Annotated in this window: 15 protein-coding genes; 8 read left to right on the top strand and 7 right to left on the bottom strand. The window is 74.0% G+C overall.

From position 1 onward, the window contains the following. Positions 1-295 precede the first annotated feature (295 nt). Both ACI79F_RS10285 and ACI79F_RS10280 read right to left on the bottom strand, forming a co-directional pair. The gene (locus ACI79F_RS10285) at positions 296-1,252 is read right to left on the bottom strand and encodes a methyl-accepting chemotaxis protein (RefSeq protein WP_456545243.1); all 957 of its coding nucleotides are present in this window, start codon (positions 1,250-1,252) and stop codon (positions 296-298) included. Between the two features lies 1 nt (position 1,253). Continuing rightward, positions 1,254-1,832, bottom strand: coding sequence for a PAS domain-containing protein (locus tag ACI79F_RS10280; protein WP_456545244.1), 579 nt, complete (start codon positions 1,830-1,832; stop codon positions 1,254-1,256). 136 nt (positions 1,833-1,968) lie between these two features. Here ACI79F_RS10280 and dcd point away from each other — a divergent pair, with 136 nt between their 5' ends. Then, a complete protein-coding gene (gene dcd, locus ACI79F_RS10275) occupies positions 1,969-2,559 on the top strand; it encodes a dCTP deaminase (RefSeq protein WP_456545245.1) in 591 nt (196 codons plus the stop codon). Here dcd and ACI79F_RS10270 read toward each other — a convergent pair. The 3 genes from ACI79F_RS10270 to ACI79F_RS10260 form a co-directional block, all read right to left on the bottom strand. Next, positions 2,525-3,850, bottom strand: coding sequence for an MFS transporter (locus ACI79F_RS10270; protein WP_456545246.1), 1,326 nt, complete (start codon positions 3,848-3,850; stop codon positions 2,525-2,527). The two genes, dcd and ACI79F_RS10270, sit on opposite strands and share 35 nt — an antisense overlap. A gap of 134 nt (positions 3,851-3,984) precedes the next feature. Next, a complete protein-coding gene (locus ACI79F_RS10265) occupies positions 3,985-6,282 on the bottom strand; it encodes a (Fe-S)-binding protein (protein WP_456545247.1) in 2,298 nt (765 codons plus the stop codon). 457 nt (positions 6,283-6,739) lie between these two features. Next, on the bottom strand, positions 6,740-7,738 hold the full coding sequence (locus tag ACI79F_RS10260; RefSeq protein WP_456545248.1) for a type IV toxin-antitoxin system AbiEi family antitoxin domain-containing protein: 999 nt from the start codon (positions 7,736-7,738) through the stop codon (positions 6,740-6,742). A 356-nt stretch (positions 7,739-8,094) separates the two neighbouring features. Between ACI79F_RS10260 and dnaK the strand changes: the two genes are divergently transcribed. The 7 genes from dnaK to ACI79F_RS10225 all read left to right on the top strand — a co-directional run bounded on the left by dnaK (position 8,095) and on the right by ACI79F_RS10225 (position 15,125). Next, positions 8,095-9,963: a molecular chaperone DnaK gene (gene dnaK / locus ACI79F_RS10255; protein ID WP_456545249.1), complete on the top strand. Its 1,869-nt coding sequence runs from the start codon at positions 8,095-8,097 to the stop codon at positions 9,961-9,963. Continuing rightward, positions 9,960-10,658, top strand: a complete 699-nt coding sequence (gene grpE / locus ACI79F_RS10250; RefSeq protein WP_456545250.1) for a nucleotide exchange factor GrpE — start codon at positions 9,960-9,962, stop codon at positions 10,656-10,658. The genes dnaK and grpE overlap by 4 nt, the downstream gene beginning before the upstream one ends. Before the next feature lie 19 nt (positions 10,659-10,677). Beyond that, the gene (gene dnaJ, locus ACI79F_RS10245) at positions 10,678-11,886 is read left to right on the top strand and encodes a molecular chaperone DnaJ (RefSeq protein ID WP_456545251.1); all 1,209 of its coding nucleotides are present in this window, start codon (positions 10,678-10,680) and stop codon (positions 11,884-11,886) included. Beyond that, positions 11,883-12,356, top strand: a complete 474-nt coding sequence (locus ACI79F_RS10240) for a heat shock protein transcriptional repressor HspR (RefSeq protein ID WP_456545252.1) — start codon at positions 11,883-11,885, stop codon at positions 12,354-12,356. The genes dnaJ and ACI79F_RS10240 overlap by 4 nt, the downstream gene beginning before the upstream one ends. After that, positions 12,353-12,832 (top strand): MarR family winged helix-turn-helix transcriptional regulator, encoded by a 480-nt coding sequence (locus ACI79F_RS10235; RefSeq protein ID WP_456545253.1) that lies wholly within the window; start codon positions 12,353-12,355, stop codon positions 12,830-12,832. Before ACI79F_RS10240 ends, ACI79F_RS10235 begins: the two co-directional genes overlap by 4 nt. 161 nt (positions 12,833-12,993) lie before the next feature. Continuing rightward, positions 12,994-13,479: a MarR family winged helix-turn-helix transcriptional regulator gene (locus ACI79F_RS10230; RefSeq protein WP_456545254.1), complete on the top strand. Its 486-nt coding sequence runs from the start codon at positions 12,994-12,996 to the stop codon at positions 13,477-13,479. A 47-nt stretch (positions 13,480-13,526) separates the two neighbouring features. Continuing rightward, positions 13,527-15,125 (top strand): MFS transporter, encoded by a 1,599-nt coding sequence (locus ACI79F_RS10225; protein ID WP_456545255.1) that lies wholly within the window; start codon positions 13,527-13,529, stop codon positions 15,123-15,125. A gap of 82 nt (positions 15,126-15,207) precedes the next feature. Here the strand turns inward: ACI79F_RS10225 and ACI79F_RS10220 are convergent, their stop codons facing one another. Both ACI79F_RS10220 and ACI79F_RS10215 read right to left on the bottom strand, forming a co-directional pair. Beyond that, the gene (locus ACI79F_RS10220; RefSeq protein WP_456545256.1) at positions 15,208-15,648 is read right to left on the bottom strand and encodes an OsmC family peroxiredoxin; all 441 of its coding nucleotides are present in this window, start codon (positions 15,646-15,648) and stop codon (positions 15,208-15,210) included. An 83-nt stretch (positions 15,649-15,731) separates the two neighbouring features. Next, positions 15,732-16,190, bottom strand: a complete 459-nt coding sequence (locus ACI79F_RS10215; protein ID WP_456545257.1) for a MarR family winged helix-turn-helix transcriptional regulator — start codon at positions 16,188-16,190, stop codon at positions 15,732-15,734. Positions 16,191-16,192 lie beyond the last annotated feature (2 nt).

Below are 16,192 nucleotides of genomic sequence, written 5' to 3'. Positions count from 1 at the left end.
CGCCGGCCAGGTGTGCACCGGGCCGATCGGGGTGCGGGACCATTCGAGGGCCGCCATCAGGCGGCCGTTCTCGCTCCCGCCGGAGAACAGGTCGGTCCCCGCGGGGACGGCCGGGTCCTCCGCTGCCACGCACACCTCCCACGCTCCGGACACGCCACCGGCGCAGGACGGCGGGGGTCGCGCAGCCTGCGGTGATGGGCCCAGGGGTGGGCCGCCCCGTGACCCCCGCACGGTACATGCCCTGCCTGGGCGGGCGCGGACCGGCGCGGTCGCCGCCGTCCCGACGCCCCCCAGGTCAGCGGCGCATCTCGGCCAGGAAGGAGATCGCCTCGGCGCGCAGCTGCTCGGCCATCCGGGACAGGCCGGCGCCCTCGCTGCCGGCCAGGCCGGCGGACAGGGTGCCGTCGACCGCCTCGGCGATCCCGCCGCTGAGGCCGTTCATCTCGCCCACCGTGCCCGTGACGCTGCTCATCACGGCCGCGACGTCCTCGCTGGCCCGGCCGATCTGCTCGACCTGCGCGGTGACCCGCTCGGTGGCCCGGCCGGTCTGGTCGGCGAGCTCCTTGACCTCCCCGGCGACGACGGCGAAGCCCTTGCCGGCCTCCCCGGCGCGGGCCGCCTCGATCGTGGCGTTGAGCGCGAGCAGCCGCGTCTGGGCCGCGATCGCGTCGATGAGCGCGATGATCTCGCCGATCGCGGCCGAGGAACGGGTCAGCGAGGCGATCGTCTCCCGTGCGTTGTCCACCTCCGCGGTGGCGGCGGTGCCGGCGGTGGTGAGGCCCGCGGCGGTGGCGCTGAGCTCCGTCGCCGCGGCGGCCACCTGCTCGGACATGGCCAGCACGACCGACTCGAAGCCGTCGGCCAGCCGGAGCCGGGCGGCCTGCGCCTCGGTGACGCGGTCGCTCGTGCGGCGCATGGCGTCGCGCGCGGTGTTGATGTCGGCGGCCGCCTGCCGGTAGGCGCCGGACAGGCCGGTGAGCAGCACCTCGCGGTGGAACCGGCCCTCGGCGGCGGCGGTGAGGGCGGCCCGGGACTCGCGGACGAACGCGTCGCCGACGTCGAGCGCGCGGTTGACCTCCGCCTGCAGCGCTCCGAGCTCCGGCACCTGCTCCGAGCCGGCCACCGGGGCGGCCCGCGCCTCGAGGTCACCGGCGGCCGCGGCCGCGCAGGTGCGCGTCAGCTCGGCCACGAAGGCGCGGTAGGTCGCCAGCTCGTCCGCGGTCCCGCGCCGTCCGTCCCGTCGTGCGGCCACCTCAGCGCTCCTCGGCGTCGATGAGCGACCAGACGAGGTCCTCGTAGGACGCCGCCTGCCGCGCGATCAGCTCGGTGAGCAGCGCCGAGGACGCCGCCACGGCGGCGCGTGCGGTCGGGTGCCGGCGCTCCTCGGCCAGCAACTCCCGGTAGAGCGGCCGGACCCGGTCGACGGCGCCCGCGGACGGGCGGCGGCGGTTGGAGTGGTAGCCGACGACGGCGCCGCCGGCGCCGAACGAGGGTGTCACGTGCGCCAGCACCCAGTAGGAGGCGCCGTCCGCGGCGAGGTTCTGGATGTAGGCGAACAGCTCCCGGCCGCTCTCCAGCGTCTCCCAGAGCAGCCGGAACACCGCCCGCGGCATGTCGGGGTGGCGGATCAGGTTGTGCGGCTGCCCGATCACCTCGTCGCGGGTGTAGGCGCCGACGCGGAGGAAGACGTCGTTGGCGTAGGTGATGACGCCCCGCCGGTCGGTCTTCGAGACGATCAGCTCGTCGGCGGAGAAGGTGCGCTCCTCGCCGGTCGGCCGGACGGCGGGGCGGCCGGTCCGGGGCGCGCCGGTGGGGGCGAGGGTGTCGAGCACGGGCACTCCAGGGCAGCCGGCGGACGGTCCTGTTCCTCATCGGCAGTCCCGCGCCCGTGCGCGACCGCCGGCCGGCGTCCGGCCGGACCCCCCGCGACCGGGGAGGACGCCCGCGGCGTGTCCCTAGACTCCGGCCATGCTGCTGTCCGACCGCGACATCACCGCCGCGATCGCCGAGGGGCGCCTGGGCATCGAGCCCCACGACCCCGGCCTGATCCAGCCGTCGAGCATCGACGTCCGGCTGGACCGGTTCTTCCGGGTGTTCAACAACGCCCGCTACACCCACATCGACCCGGCGCAGCAGCAGGACGACCTGACCACGCTGGTCGAGCCGGAGGGGGACGAGCCGTTCGTGCTGCACCCCGGGGAGTTCGTGCTCGGCTCGACGCTGGAGGTCGTCACCATCCCCGACGACCTCGCCGCGCGGCTGGAGGGCAAGAGCTCGCTGGGCCGCCTGGGGCTGCTCACCCACTCGACGGCGGGGTTCGTCGACCCGGGCTTCTCCGGGCACATCACGCTGGAGCTGTCCAACGTGGCGAACCTGCCGATCACGCTGTGGCCGGGGATGAAGATCGGCCAGCTGTGCCTGTTCCGGCTGACCGGCGCGGCCGAGCACCCCTACGGGTCGGCGGTGTACGGCTCCCGCTACCAGGACCAGCGCGGCCCGACGCCGTCCCGGTCCTTCCGCAACTTCACGCGCGCGGAGACCCGGCGCCCGGCTCCCTGACCACCGTCACCGGCGGCTCGGCCCCGGCCACCTCCACCACGTCCCCGCAGGGGCCCGAGGGGCGCCGGGCCGGCACCTCGTCGTCGACGTAGCGCTGCCGGGTGACCAGCCAGCCCGTGGCCGTCAGGGCGGCCACGCCGGCCAGGACGAGGACGAACATGCCGGTGTAGCCCCCCGTCGCACCGCGCAGGACCCCGACCAGCAGCGGCCCGGCGGCGGAGAGCACGTAGCCCCACCCCTGCGCGAAGGTGGACAGCGCGGCCGTGGTCTCCGGGGTGCGGGCGCGCAGCCCCATCAGGGTGAGGACCATGGCGAAGGTCCCCAGGCCCAGCGCGAGCAGGGACATCCACAGCCACGGCGCCGCCGTCGGTGCCGCCCACAGGCCCACCCACCCGGCGACGTAGCAGGCCATGAAGGACAGCAGCATCGGCCGCTGCAGCCGGGGGCGCACGGTCAGCCCCGGCACGACGGCGTTCACCGGGATGACGACCGCGGTGTTGAGGGCGAGCAGCAGGCCGGCCGTGGCCGCGGAGAGCCCGGAGTCGCGCAGGTACTGCGCCGACCAGCCGACGACGACGTAGGCCTGCATGGCCTGCAGGCCGAAGAAGACCGCCATCGCGACCGCCAGCGGGCTGCGGGCCAGGGAGCGCATCCGCACCGCGGCGTGCGTGCCCCCGGCGGCGCCCGGCCTGGCCGGCACCGCCAGCCACGGCAGCGCGGCGACGACGGCGAGCACCGCCCAGACGCCCAGTGCCCACCGCCACCCGTCGACCCCGCCGGCCTCGGCGATCGGGGCGGCGGTCAGCGACGCGACCGCGCCACCGCAGGCCATCGCCGCGCTGTAGGCGCCCACCAGCAGCCCGGTCCGGTCGGGGAAGTAGCGCTTGACGAGGCTGGGCAGCAGCACGTTGCCGAGGGCGCCGCCGACCATCGCGAGCACGGTGCCCGCGAGGAAGAGGGCGAACGAGCCGGCCAGGGCCCGCACGACGAGCCCGGCCGCCATCGCCAGCAGCGCCCCGGCGAGGACGTGGCCGTCCCGGTAGCGCGCGGCCAGCGGCGGCCCGGCGAAGCCGATGACCGCGAAGCAGAGCACGGGCATCGTGGTGATCAGCCCGGCGGCGCCGCTGGAGATGCCCAGGCCGTGCTCCAGCTCCTCCAGCACCGGCCCCACACTGTTGACCGCGGTGCGCAGGTTCAGCGCCGTGAGGACGATCGCCGTCCCCACGAGCAGCAGCCCCCGGCGGGTGGTGGCCGGCGCGGCGGCGGTGGGGCGGCGGGCGGTGCGGGTCACCCGACGATGGTCCTCCCGCGCTCGCGGCGTGGGCCGGGTGGGTCCTTCGCGACGCTAACGAGCACCGGCGGGCCCCGGACGCGCGACGGCGCGTGCCCCGAGGGGACACGCGCCGTCGCGGTGGTGCGGGTGGGTCAGGCCTGCGGGCCGTGCTCCGTCGCGGCGGAGCCGGTGCCGGCCACGTCGTCGGCCTTGGTGCCGACGTCGGCGCCCGACTCGGTGCCGGGCGCGCCGACCGGGGCCATCGAGCGGAGCAGGATCTGGCTGACGTCGAGGACCTCGACGTGCTCGCCGGCCTCGCCGCTCTGCTTCTTGGACGTCAGCGCGTCCGACAGCATCGTGATGCAGAACGGGCAGGCGGTGGAGATCACGTCGGGGTCGAGGCCGAGGGCCTCCTCCGTGCGCTCCACGTTGATCCGCTTGCCGATCTTCTCCTCCATCCACATGCGCGCGCCGCCGGCGCCGCAGCAGAAGCCGCGGTCCTTGCAGCGGTGCATCTCCTGGGTGGCCAGGCCCGGGACGGAGTCGAGGATCTCCCGCGGCGGCGTGTAGACCTTGTTGTGCCGACCGAGGAAACACGGGTCGTGGTACGTGATCTTGCGGTCGATCGGGGTGACCGGGGTGAGCCGGCCCTCGTCGAGCAACTGGTTGAGCAGCTGGGTGTGGTGCACGACCTCGTAGTGGCCCCCGACCTGCGGGTACTCGCGACCGAGCGAGTTGAAGCAGTGCGGGCAGGTCACGACGATCTTGCGCATCCCCGGCACGCGGCCCTCGAAGACGCCGTCGAGCGTCTCGACGTTCTGCTGCGCCAGCATCTGGAAGAGGAACTCGTTGCCCATGCGGCGGGCCGGGTCGCCGGAGCAGCCCTCGCCCTCGCCGAGGACGGCGAACCGGACGCCCGCGGTGTGCAGCAGCTCGGCGACGGCCTTGGTGACCTTCTTGGCGCGGTCGTCGATGGCGCCGGCGCAGCCGACCCAGAACAGGTACTCGACGTCGTAGTCGAGCGGGCCGTCGGCGACCTCGACCTCGAAGTCCATCTCCGAGATCCACTCGTTGCGGGTGCTCGGGCTGACGCCCCACGGGTTCCCGCGGTTCTCCAGGTTGCGCATCATCACGCCGGCCTCGGAGGGGAAGCTGGACTCGATGAGCACCTGGTAGCGGCGCATGTCGTCGATGTGGTCGATGTGCTCGATGTCGACCGGGCACTGCTCGACGCACGCGCCGCAGTTGGTGCAGCTCCACAGGACGTCGGGGTCGATGACCCCGCCCTCCTCCAGGGTGCCGACCAGCGGGCGGTGCGCCTGGGCGTCGTTGGTGCCCTCGATGCGGGCGTAGCCCGACGCCCAGACCTGCTCGTCGCTGGGCTTGAGGACGTCGAAGTCGGGGGCCGTCTCGCTCGCGGTCTGCGCGCCCAGCAGGTACGGGGCCTTCGCGTAGAGGTGGTCCCGCAGGTCCATGATCACCATCTTGGGCGACAGGGGCTTGCCGGTGTTCCACGCCGGGCACTGGCTCTGGCACCGACCGCACTCCGTGCAGGTGGTGAAGTCGAGCATGCCCTTCCAGGTGAAGTCCTCGATCTTGCCGCGACCGAAGACGTCGTCCTCGCCCGGGTCCTCGAAGTCGATCGGCTTGCCGTTGCTCATCATCGGCTGCAGCGGGCCCAGGGCCGGGGCGCCGGTGTCGCCCTCGCGCTTGAAGTAGATGTTGAAGAACGCGCTGAACCGGTGCCAGGCGACGCCCATGTTCAGGATCCGGCTGATCACCACGAGCCAGACCAGCGAGACGATGATCTTGACGAACGCGACGACCGAGAGCAGGTCGGGACTGTCCGGCAGGACGGTCGCCAGGGCGCCGGAGATCGGGTGCGACCAGCTCGGGGCGTCGGTCAGGTCGGAGGAGATCTTGAGGGCGCGGATCAGCAGGATGCAGACCCCGACGGTGAGGACGACGGCCTCGACGAAGTAGCCGCGGCCCTCGTTGGAGCCGGCGAACCGGCTCGAGCGGCCCTGCCGGCGCGGGTGGTCCTTCTGGCGCCGGTAGATCAGGTACAGGATCCCGAGGATCGTGCCCGTGCCGATGATGTCGGCGAACAGGTTCCACAGGAACCACTCGCCGATGAGCGGCAGGTGGAACTCGGGGTTCCAGACCTCGCCGAAGGCCTCGACCAGGGTGAGGAACAGGCCGTAGAACCCGAGGAAGACGAACCAGTGGGCGGCGCCGATGGCCGACCACTTGAGCATGCGGGTGTGGCCGAGCGACTCGACCACGAGGGTCTTCAGCCGCGGGCCGACGGGGCCCTTCCGGCTGCTGTCCGGCTGGCCGGTCCTGATGATCCGGATCATCGCGCGCACCGCCCGGTAGGCGAGCACGGACGCGACGATCAGGAACAGGACGCTGATCGTCCCCAAGACGATCTGCAGCGGGCCTGTCATAGAGTGCTTCCCTCCCGGACGCCCGGCGGCGTCGGACGATCTCCGGTCCGCCCCGGCGACGGGAGGTACGCCCTCGCCGTCGCGCACCGGCCGGGTCCGGCCGGCGGCGGACCGCCACGGGCACCGCTGCCCGCACGCCTGCGCACGATAACGGCGCGCGCTCAGGCTACTCGCCAGTAACCCCGGCCGCCGCGCGGATCGGGAGGCCGGGGGTGACGCCTCTCACGTCCCGTCCGATGGTCGTCTTCCGCACCCGTCCCGCGCCACCCGGAGCCGGTGACCGCCGCCCTCGCGCCGGGGTCGCCGTCCCCGCGGGGTCGGTCGCACGGCGGCACTGCCGCCGTGTGTTCTCAGGTGCCGCGCCACACCGCGGCAGACGCGTGCCCATCGCGGCACCGGGTCGTCCGCGGGACCCGCCCGGGGCGCCGGCCCCGGGGGGCGTCCGGCGAGCTCCGCGTCAGCGCGCGCGGAGCAGGTGTTGAGGCCGCGGCGTCGCGGTGAAGCGGCGCACGGCCGGGCCGGGACGGCTGGTCAGGTCGTGCAGGCGCGCTTCGGTGCGCGGCCAGCGCGAGTGCAGGTCCGCGTCGGTGATGCGGACGACGCCGACGTCCAGCGACCGGAGCGCGTCCTCGCGCTCCTTCTCCTCCCAGAGCACTTGTGCCGGTGTCCGCCCGCGCCAGGGGTCGGTGTACTTCACCTGCCCGTCGAACTCGACCGCGACCGCGGCGTCGTCGAACCAGGCGTCCACGACGGCCACGAGGCGGTCCCCGCTTCGGATCTCCACCTGCAATTCGGGCTGCGGCAGGCCCGCGCCGATGATCCGCAGGCGGCCCCGCGTCTCCAGCGGGGACTCGGTCCGGCCGATCGCGAGTGCTGCCGCGCGGGCGGCCCGCGGGCCTCCCGGCCAGCGGGCCGCGGCGGAGACGGCGTCGTCGAGTTCGCGTCGGGTCAGGGTCTGCCGCAGGAGGGCTGCGTCCATCGCGACGACGGCGTCGTCGATCGTCCCCTCGCGTGCGCAGTCGACGAGCGTCCGGGCGGGGCGGGTGAGGCGGAACGGCCCGTCGGTGCGGACGTCGTCGTCGGCCAGTGGGCCACAGGTGACCCGGAACCCGCGGCCGGATCGCGAGTGCGTCGGATCGGTGAGCCGGACGACCGCCTCGCCGTCGCGGCGGACGGGCAGACCCCAGAGGCGGCAGGCGGTGAGGTGGCTGAGCGCTGCGGTCGGCCGGTCGAGGGCGGTCAGGACGGCCAGTGCGTCGACCTGGTGGCGCCGTCCCGAGCTCTCCATCTGCGCCATGGCCTCGGCCGCGATGTAGACGCCACGCCGCAGTCGCACCCACGTGCCGGAGTGGCACAGGCGCCGGACCTCGGCGTGGTCGTACCCGGCCAATCGGGTGTCGGCGGCGGTGAAGACGCCGAGGCGGCGCTCGGCGGCCGCGCGGAGGAGGGGATGCACGCGGCCAGCATCGGTGCCCGTCGGTCCGGCTGATCGCGTCGCGGGCCGGCTGTGGACCCAGTGCGGACCGGTGGACGACCTGGTGCCGCCGTGCGGTTGCCGGTGCCGCGCGGCAGCGCGGCAGAGGTGTCGATCCGGCGGCACTGCCGCGGTCTGGGGACGGCTGGCCGCGTGGTCTGGGAGGACCGGCCGGTTGTGGCCGGGGTCGGGAACACCCGCGCGGCGGGTGCCGTTAGGCTGGGCAGGAAAGTTGAGCGGACCCGACGCAAGATGGACGGCGGCGTCCCTCGACGGCCCCCCGGACCAGCACGACCCAGACCACCAGCACTCCGCACTACGGAAGAGAGGCCAGCTCCATGGCTCGAGCGGTCGGTATCGACCTCGGCACCACCAACTCCGTCGTCACCGTCCTCGAGGGCGGCGAGCCGACGGTCATCGCGAACTCCGAGGGCTCGCGCACCACGCCCTCGGTCGTCGCCTTCGCCAAGAACGGCGAGGTCCTCGTCGGCCAGTCGGCCAAGAACCAGGCGGTCACCAACGTCGACCGCACCATCCGCAGCGTCAAGCGGCACATGGGCACCGACTGGAAGACCGGCGAGATCGACGGCAAGCAGTACACGCCGCAGGAGATCAGCGCCCGCATCCTGCAGAAGCTCAAGCGGGACGCCGAGACCTACCTGGGCGAGACGGTGACCGACGCCGTCATCACCGTCCCCGCCTACTTCGAGGACGCCCAGCGCCAGGCCACCAAGGAGGCCGGCGAGATCGCGGGCCTCAACGTGCTGCGCATCGTCAACGAGCCGACCGCGGCCGCCCTGGCCTACGGGCTGGACAAGGGCGAGACCGAGCAGACGATCCTCGTCTTCGACCTCGGTGGCGGCACGTTCGACGTCTCGCTGCTCGAGATCGGCGAGGGCGTCATCGAGGTCAAGGCCACCGCCGGTGACAACCACCTCGGCGGCGACGACTGGGACGAGCGGGTCGTCAAGCACCTGGTGCAGACGTTCAACGCCCAGAACGGCATCGACCTGTCCAAGGACAAGCTGGCCATGCAGCGGCTCCGCGAGGCCGCCGAGAAGGCCAAGATCGAGCTGTCCGGCGCCCAGTCGACCAACGTCAACCTGCCCTACATCACCGCCGGCGCCGAGGGCCCGCTGCACCTGGACGTCACGATCACCCGTGCCGAGTTCCAGCGGCTGACCCAGGACCTGCTCGACCGCGCCCGCGCGCCGTTCAACCAGGCGATCCGCGACGCCGGCATCTCCGTCGGCCAGATCGACCACGTCGTCCTGGTGGGTGGCTCGACCCGCATGCCCGCCGTCACCGACCTGGTCAAGGAGCTGACCGGCGGCAAGGAGCCCAACAAGGGCGTCAACCCCGACGAGGTCGTCGCCATCGGCGCCGCCCTGCAGGCCGGCGTCCTCAAGGGCGAGGTCAAGGACGTCCTGCTGCTCGACGTCACCCCGCTGTCCCTGGGCATCGAGACCAAGGGCGGGATCATGACCAAGCTCATCGAGCGCAACACCACGATCCCGACCAAGCGCAGCGAGATCTTCACGACGGCCGACGACAACCAGCCGTCCGTGCAGATCCAGGTCTTCCAGGGCGAGCGCGAGATGGCCGCCTACAACAAGAAGCTCGGCATGTTCGAGCTGACCGGCCTGCCGCCGGCGCCGCGGGGCGTGCCGCAGATCGAGGTCGCCTTCGACATCGACGCGAACGGCATCGTGCACGTGTCCGCCAAGGACCTGGGCACGGGCAAGGAGCAGTCGATGACGATCACCGGCGGCTCGGCGCTGCCCAAGGACGACATCGAGCGGATGATGCGCGACGCCGAGGCCCACGCCGAGGAGGACAAGCGCCGCCGCGAGGAGGCCGAGACCCGCAACCTGGCCGAGTCGCTGCAGTACCAGACCGAGAAGTTCCTGGCCGAGAACGGCGACAAGATCCCGGCCGACAAGAAGGAGGAGCTCGGCGAGGCCCTGACCGAGCTGCGCTCCGCCCTCGGCGGCTCGGACATCGCCGCGATCAAGGCCGCGCAGGAGAAGGTCGCCCGCATCTCGCAGGAGGTCGGCGGCGCGCTCTACGCCCAGCAGGCCGAGGCGGGTGCGGCCGGCGCGGCCGGTGCCCCCAGCGGTGACGGGCAGCCCGGTGCGGCCCAGTCCGGTGGGGACGACGACGTCGTCGACGCCGAGATCGTCGACGAGGACGACACCCGCCGATGAGTTCGGGGGACGAGCAGCCGCGGGTCGTGATCCGTGACAAGCGGCGGATCGACCCCGTCAGCGGCACGGTGCGGGAGCCGGCCGGCGCGCAGCCGGCCGGCTCCCCGCCGGGCCCGCCCACCAGTCGTGCAGCAGGGGAGCAGATGAGCGAGAACGAGACGGCGGCGGCCGCCCCGCCGGCGGCGGAGCAGCCGGCCGACGGCGACATCGCCCGCCAGCTGGCGGAGCGGACCGAGGACCTGCAGCGGGTCACCGCCGAGTACGCCAACTACCGGCGGCGGGTCGACCGCGACCGGACGCTGGTCGCCGACCAGGCAGCCGAGCGGTTCGCCGCCGGGCTGTTCCCGATCGTCGACGACATCGAGCGGGCGCGGGACCACGGCGACCTGACCGGCGCCTTCAAGGTGGTGGCCGACCGCGTGCTCGGGGTCCTGGAGGGCCTCGGGGTCGAGGCGTTCGGCGCGAGCGGGGACCCGTTCGACCCGGCGCTGCACGAGGCGGTCATGCACGACACCTCCGCCGAGGTGAGCGTGCCCACCGCCACCACGGTGCTGCGCCAGGGCTTCCGCCGCGGCGACCGGGTGCTGCGCACCGCCATGGTCGCGGTGACCGACCCGGAGCACCCGGCCCCCGCGGCCCAGCCGGCCGAGCAGGCGGCGGAGGAGCCGGCGGGCGGCTCCGCGGCGTCCGACTGAGCGCGAGAGGGGGCGTCCGATGAGCACCCGGGACTTCATCGAGAAGGACTACTACGCCGCGCTGGGCGTCGCCCAGGACGCCGACGCGGCGGCGATCAAGAAGGCCTACCGCCAGCTGGCCCGCGACCTGCACCCGGACAAGAACCCGGGCAACACGGAGGCGGAGAACCGGTTCAAGGAGGTCTCCGAGGCCTACGACGTGCTGTCGGACCCCAAGCGGCGGGCCGAGTACGACGAGGCGCGGCGGCTGTTCGGCGCCGGCGGCGCGGGGGCGCGAGCCGGGTTCCCCGGCGGGTTCCCGAACAACGCCGGCACCGGCCAGCCGTTCGACCTCGGCGACCTGTTCGGCGCGGCCGGCGGGCGCGGGGGAGCGGGGGCCGGCGGCCTCGGCGACCTGCTCGGCGGCCTGTTCGGCGGCGGCGCCGCCCCCGGCAGCGCCCGGGCGCGCAGCCAGGCGGCGTCCGGGCCGGCCCGTGGCCAGGACGTCGAGACCGAGGCGACGCTGTCGTTCGAGGAGGCGGTCCTCGGGGTGACCGTCCCGCTGCGGATGCAGAGCCCGGGCACCTGCCCGACCTGCGCCGGCAGCGGCGCGAAGCCCGGCACCTCGCCGCACACCTGCCCGGTGTGCCAGGGCGCCGGGGTGACCAGCCGCAGCCAGGGGGCGTTCGCCTTCTCCGAGCCCTGCCGCAACTGCCGCGGCAGCGGCTCGGTGGTCGACGACCCGTGCCCGACCTGCTCGGGCAGCGGCGTGACGACGCAGACCCGCACGATCACCGTCCGGATCCCGGCCGGGGTCAAGGACGGCCAGCGGATCCGGCTGGCCGGCAAGGGCGCCCCGGGACGCCGCGGCGGACCGGCCGGCGACCTGTTCGTCGTCGTCCACGTCTCCGAGCACGAGCTGTTCGGGCGCAAGGACTCCGACCTCACGCTGACCGTGCCGATCACCTTCGGCGAGGCCACCCTGGGCACCACGCTCACCGTGCCCACGCTCGACGGCAACGTCTCGCTGCGGGTCCCCGCCGGCACCGCCAGCGGGCAGACCCTGCGGGTGCGCGGCCGGGGCGTGCCGGGGAAGTCCCGCGCCGGGGACCTGCTGGTCACCGTCGAGGTCGCCGTCCCCAAGCGCGTCTCGCCGAAGGCCGAGCAGGCCATCAAGGAGCTGGAGGCCGAGCTCGGCGACCCGCGGCCGCGGATCAGCGCCGCCGTCGCCGGTGGAGGTGCCCGATGAGTGCCCCGACCGACGACCGCGGGCGCGCCGACGCCGCCCGCGCCGTCGCCGAGGACGCCCCGGTCTTCGTCATCTCGGTGGCCGCCGAGCTGGCGGGCATGCACGCGCAGACGCTGCGCCAGTACGACCGCCTCGGCCTGGTCCGCCCGGGCCGGACGGCCGGCGGCGGGCGCCGGTACAGCCCGCGGGACGTCGCGCTCCTGCGGGAGGTGCAGCGCCTCTCCCAGGAGGACGGCGTCAACCTCGCCGGGATCAAGCGGATCATCGAGCTCGAGTCGCAGGTCGAGGCCCTGCAGCAGCGGGTGCGCGAGCTGCTCACCGAGCTGGAGGTCGCCGAGAACGGCCGCATCGCCGCCGAGGCGGCCGCCCGGGCCGGCTACGGCGGGCAGACCGGCTACGGCGGCGCGCTCGTGCCCCTGCGGCCCTCGACCTCGGCGCTGGTCGTGTGGCGCCCGCGGGAGCAGCGGTGAGCGCCGAGCGGCCGGTGGACACGCACGAGGCCTACGTCGCCGTCGAGCGGGAGATCGGCCTGCTGCTGCGCCGGTCCCGGGCCCTGTCCACCCGGCTGGCCCGCGAGCTGCACCCCGACCTCGACGGCGCCGCCTACGGCCTGCTGGCGCTGCTCGCCGACGCCGGTCCGCTGCGCGCCACCGACCTGGTCGTGCGCCTGGGCCTGGACAAGAGCACCGTCAGCCGGCAGGTGTCGTCGCTGGTCGACCTGGGCCTGGTCAGCCGCGAGGCCGACCCCACCGACGGGCGGGCCCAGGTACTGACGCCGTCCCCGGAGGGGGCGCAGCGGCTGGCGCGCATCCGGGAGGCCCGCCGGGCGCGCTGGGAGGACGACCTCTCGCACTGGCCCGTCGAGGACGTCGCCCGGCTCGGCGAGCTGCTGGGCCGGTTCAACCGGCTCGGCGAGGCCCAGATCCGGGGCACCACCCCCGGCTGAGCCCCCGCCCGCTCCCGACACCGATGCCCGGCCCCGCACCCGCGGGGCCGGGCATCGCTCGTTGCGGGCGGTGGAATGGATCACGCGTGTCGGTCGTTGCAGACAACAACCAACCGGACATATGGTTGGAGTCAGCAAGCACCTGACGCTCGAGGAAGTCCATGCCCACCACGCACGAGACGCGCGACCGGCTCACCACCGGCCTCTCCGCGCTGATCCGCACCGGCCGCCACCTGTCCGTGCGCGCCGCCGACGTCCTCTACGGGGACCTGCCGTCCTTCGGCTGGGCCCTGCTGCTACCGCTCGAGCGGGGTGGGGAGCAGCGCTGCAGCGCGCTGGCCGGTGCGGCCGGCATCGACGTCTCGGTCGCCAGCCGGCAGGTGGCCGCCCTCGAGCGGGCGGGCTACGTCGAGCGCCGTCCCGACCCCCAGGACGGTCGCGCCAGCCTACTGCGGCTGACCGGGGCCGGCGCCGCGGCGCTGGCCACCACCCGCGCCCTGCGCGACGAGTGGGCCGCCTCGGCGCTGGCCCGCTGGGCCGAGGCGGACGTCGCCCGCCTCGCCGAGCTCGTCGAGCGCCTCCTCGAGGACCTCGAGGCCTCCGCCCGCACCGCCGGGCGCCCCGCCGCCGTGGCGGCGGCCTCGTGACTCCCGCGCCCGACGGCGCGCCCCTCTCGCACCCCACCAGGAGAACCGTGACCAGCACCATCGACGCACCCGCCCCCGTGGAGCAGCAGGGCCGGATGAGTCACCGCCAGATCCTCGAGGCGCTCTCGGGCATGTTGCTGGCGATGTTCGTGGCGTTCCTGTCCTCGACCGTCGTCTCCAACGCCCTGCCGACGATCATCACCGACCTGCGCGGCTCGCAGGGCCAGTACACCTGGGTGGTCACCGCGACCCTGCTCGCGTCGACCGCCTCCACGCCCATCTGGGGCAAGCTCGCCGACCTGTTCAGCAAGAAGCTGCTGATCCAGCTCTCGATCGTGGTCTTCATCGCCGGCTCGATGCTCGCCGGCCTCGCCCAGTCGGTGGAGACGCTCATCGCCTGGCGGGTGCTGCAGGGCCTGGGCCTCGGCGGCCTGCAGGCGCTGGTGCAGATCGCGATGGCCGCGATGATCAGCCCGCGCGAGCGCGGCCGGTACGCCGGCCTGCTGGGCGGCGTCATGGCGGCGGCCACCATCGGCGGCCCGCTGCTGGGCGGCCTGCTGGTCGACACCAGCTGGCTCGGCTGGCGCTGGTGCTTCTACGTCGGCGTCCCGTTCGCGGCGGTGGCGCTGGTCCTGCTGCAGCGGACGCTGCACCTGCCGGTGACCAAGCGGGACGTGTCCATCGACTACCTGGGTGCCGCCTTCCTCACCGCGGGCGTCTCGGCCCTGCTCATCTGGGTCACGCTGGCCGGCGAGACCTTCGCCTGGGCGTCGGTGGAGACGGCGCTGTTCCTCACCGGCGGCACGCTCGCCGTGGTCGCCTTCCTGGTGACCGAGACGCGGGCCAAGGAGCCGATCGTCCCGCTGCGGCTGTTCCGCGACCGCACCACGACCCTCGCCGTCGTCGCCAGCGTCGCGATCGGTGTGGCGATGTTCGGCTCCTCGGTCTTCCTCGGCCAGTACCTGCAGATCTCCCGCGGCTACTCGCCCACCGCCGCCGGCCTGCTCACCATCCCGATGGTGGCCGGCCTGCTGGTCTCCTCGACCGTCTCCGGGCAGCTGATCACCCGGTACGGCCGCTGGAAGCGCTACCTGGTCGCCGGCTCGCTGTCGGTGGTCGCCGGGTTCGGGCTGCTGGCGACGATCGACCACGCCACCCCGATGCCGCTGCTCGGTGTGTTCCTGTTCGTGCTCGGCGCCGGGATCGGCATGACCATGCAGAACCTGGTGCTCGCGGTGCAGAACACCGTCGCCGCGCAGGACCTGGGCTCGGCCAGCTCGGCGGTCGCCTTCTTCCGCAGCCTCGGCGGCACGATCGGCGTCTCGGTCCTCGGCGCGGTGCTCAGCGCCCGGGTGTCCACGCTGATCACGGCGGGGCTGCCCGAGGGGGCCGCGGCGTCCGCCGGCTCGGGCGACGTCGGCCTGGCCGACCTGTCCGACGCCCCGCCGGCCATCCGCGAGCTGATCACCGTCTCCTACGGGGACGCCACGGGCCGGATCTTCCTGGTCTCCGCGGTCGTGGCCGTGGTCGCCGTCGTCGCGATCCTGCTGATCCGCGAGGTCGCGCTCCGCACCGAGAACGGCGAGGAGCGGATGCGCAGCGAGGCGGTCCCGGCCGACGACGCGGAGCCCGTGCTCGCGCGCTGACGCCGGCCCGTCGCACGGCAGTGGCCCGGAACCGCACCGGTTCCGGGCCACTGCCGTTCCCGGCCGGCGGGCCGGGGTCCGCTCAGCTCTCGAGCGCGGCGTCCAGGGTGATCTCGCCGACGCCGGCCAGCGCCTTGCTCACCGGGCAGCCGGCCTTGGCCGCCTGCGCGGCCTGCTCGAACCCGGCGGCGTCGAGCCCCTCGACCTCGCCGCGGACGGTGAGGTGGATCGTCGTGATGGTCGGGGCGCCGTCCTTCTGGCCCAGCGTCACGTCCGCGCTGATCTCCAGCGACTGCGGCGTGCCCCCGGCCTTGCCGATCTCGCTGGAGAGGGCCATCGCGAAGCACGAGGAGTGCGCCGCGGCGATGAGCTCCTCGGGGCTGGTCGTGCCGCCGGCCTCCTCGGCGGTCCGCTTCGGGAAGCTGACGTCGAAGGTGCCGACCTTCGAGCTCGACAGCTCGACCTGGCCCGACCCCTCCTGCAGGGTGCCGTTCCAGGCCGTACGGGCGGTGCGAGAGGGCATGACTTCCTCCTGGGTCCCGGCCGCCCGGTGCTGGACGGCACGGCTCCCCGCCTACCCGGTCGGGTCGGCCACAACCCGGCCGATCAGGCGGGCGCCCGGCCCGGCGTGCCGACGCGCTCGATGAGGGTCTCGAGCTGCGTCTTCAGCCCGCGGAAGTCGTCCCGGTCGAGCTGCAGCGCCCCGATCATGTCCTCGTTGATGGCCAGCGCGCGGTCGCGCAGGGCGCGGCCGGAGTCGGTCAGCGCGATGGACACCGAGCGCTCGTCCTCCACCCGGCGGTGCCGGGTGACCAGGCCGGCGGCGGTGAGCCGCTTCAGCAGCGGGGACAGCGTGCCGCTGTCGAGGTTGAGGCGGGTCCCGAGCTGGCCGACGGTCTGGTTGTCCTCTTCCCAGAGCAACATCATCACGAGGTACTGCGGGTAGGTGAGCCCGATCTCGTCCAGCTGCGGCCGATAGCGCGCCGTGAGGGCGCGGGACGCGGCGTACAGCGCGAAGCACAGCTGGTCCTCGAGGAGGACGCTGGGGGCCGGCAGGCGCGTCATGG

This window comes from Blastococcus sp. SYSU D00868 (genome assembly GCF_054050575.1).
The sequence above is the reverse complement of the archived record's forward strand: the minus strand, read 5'-3'. Positions and strand labels throughout refer to the sequence as shown.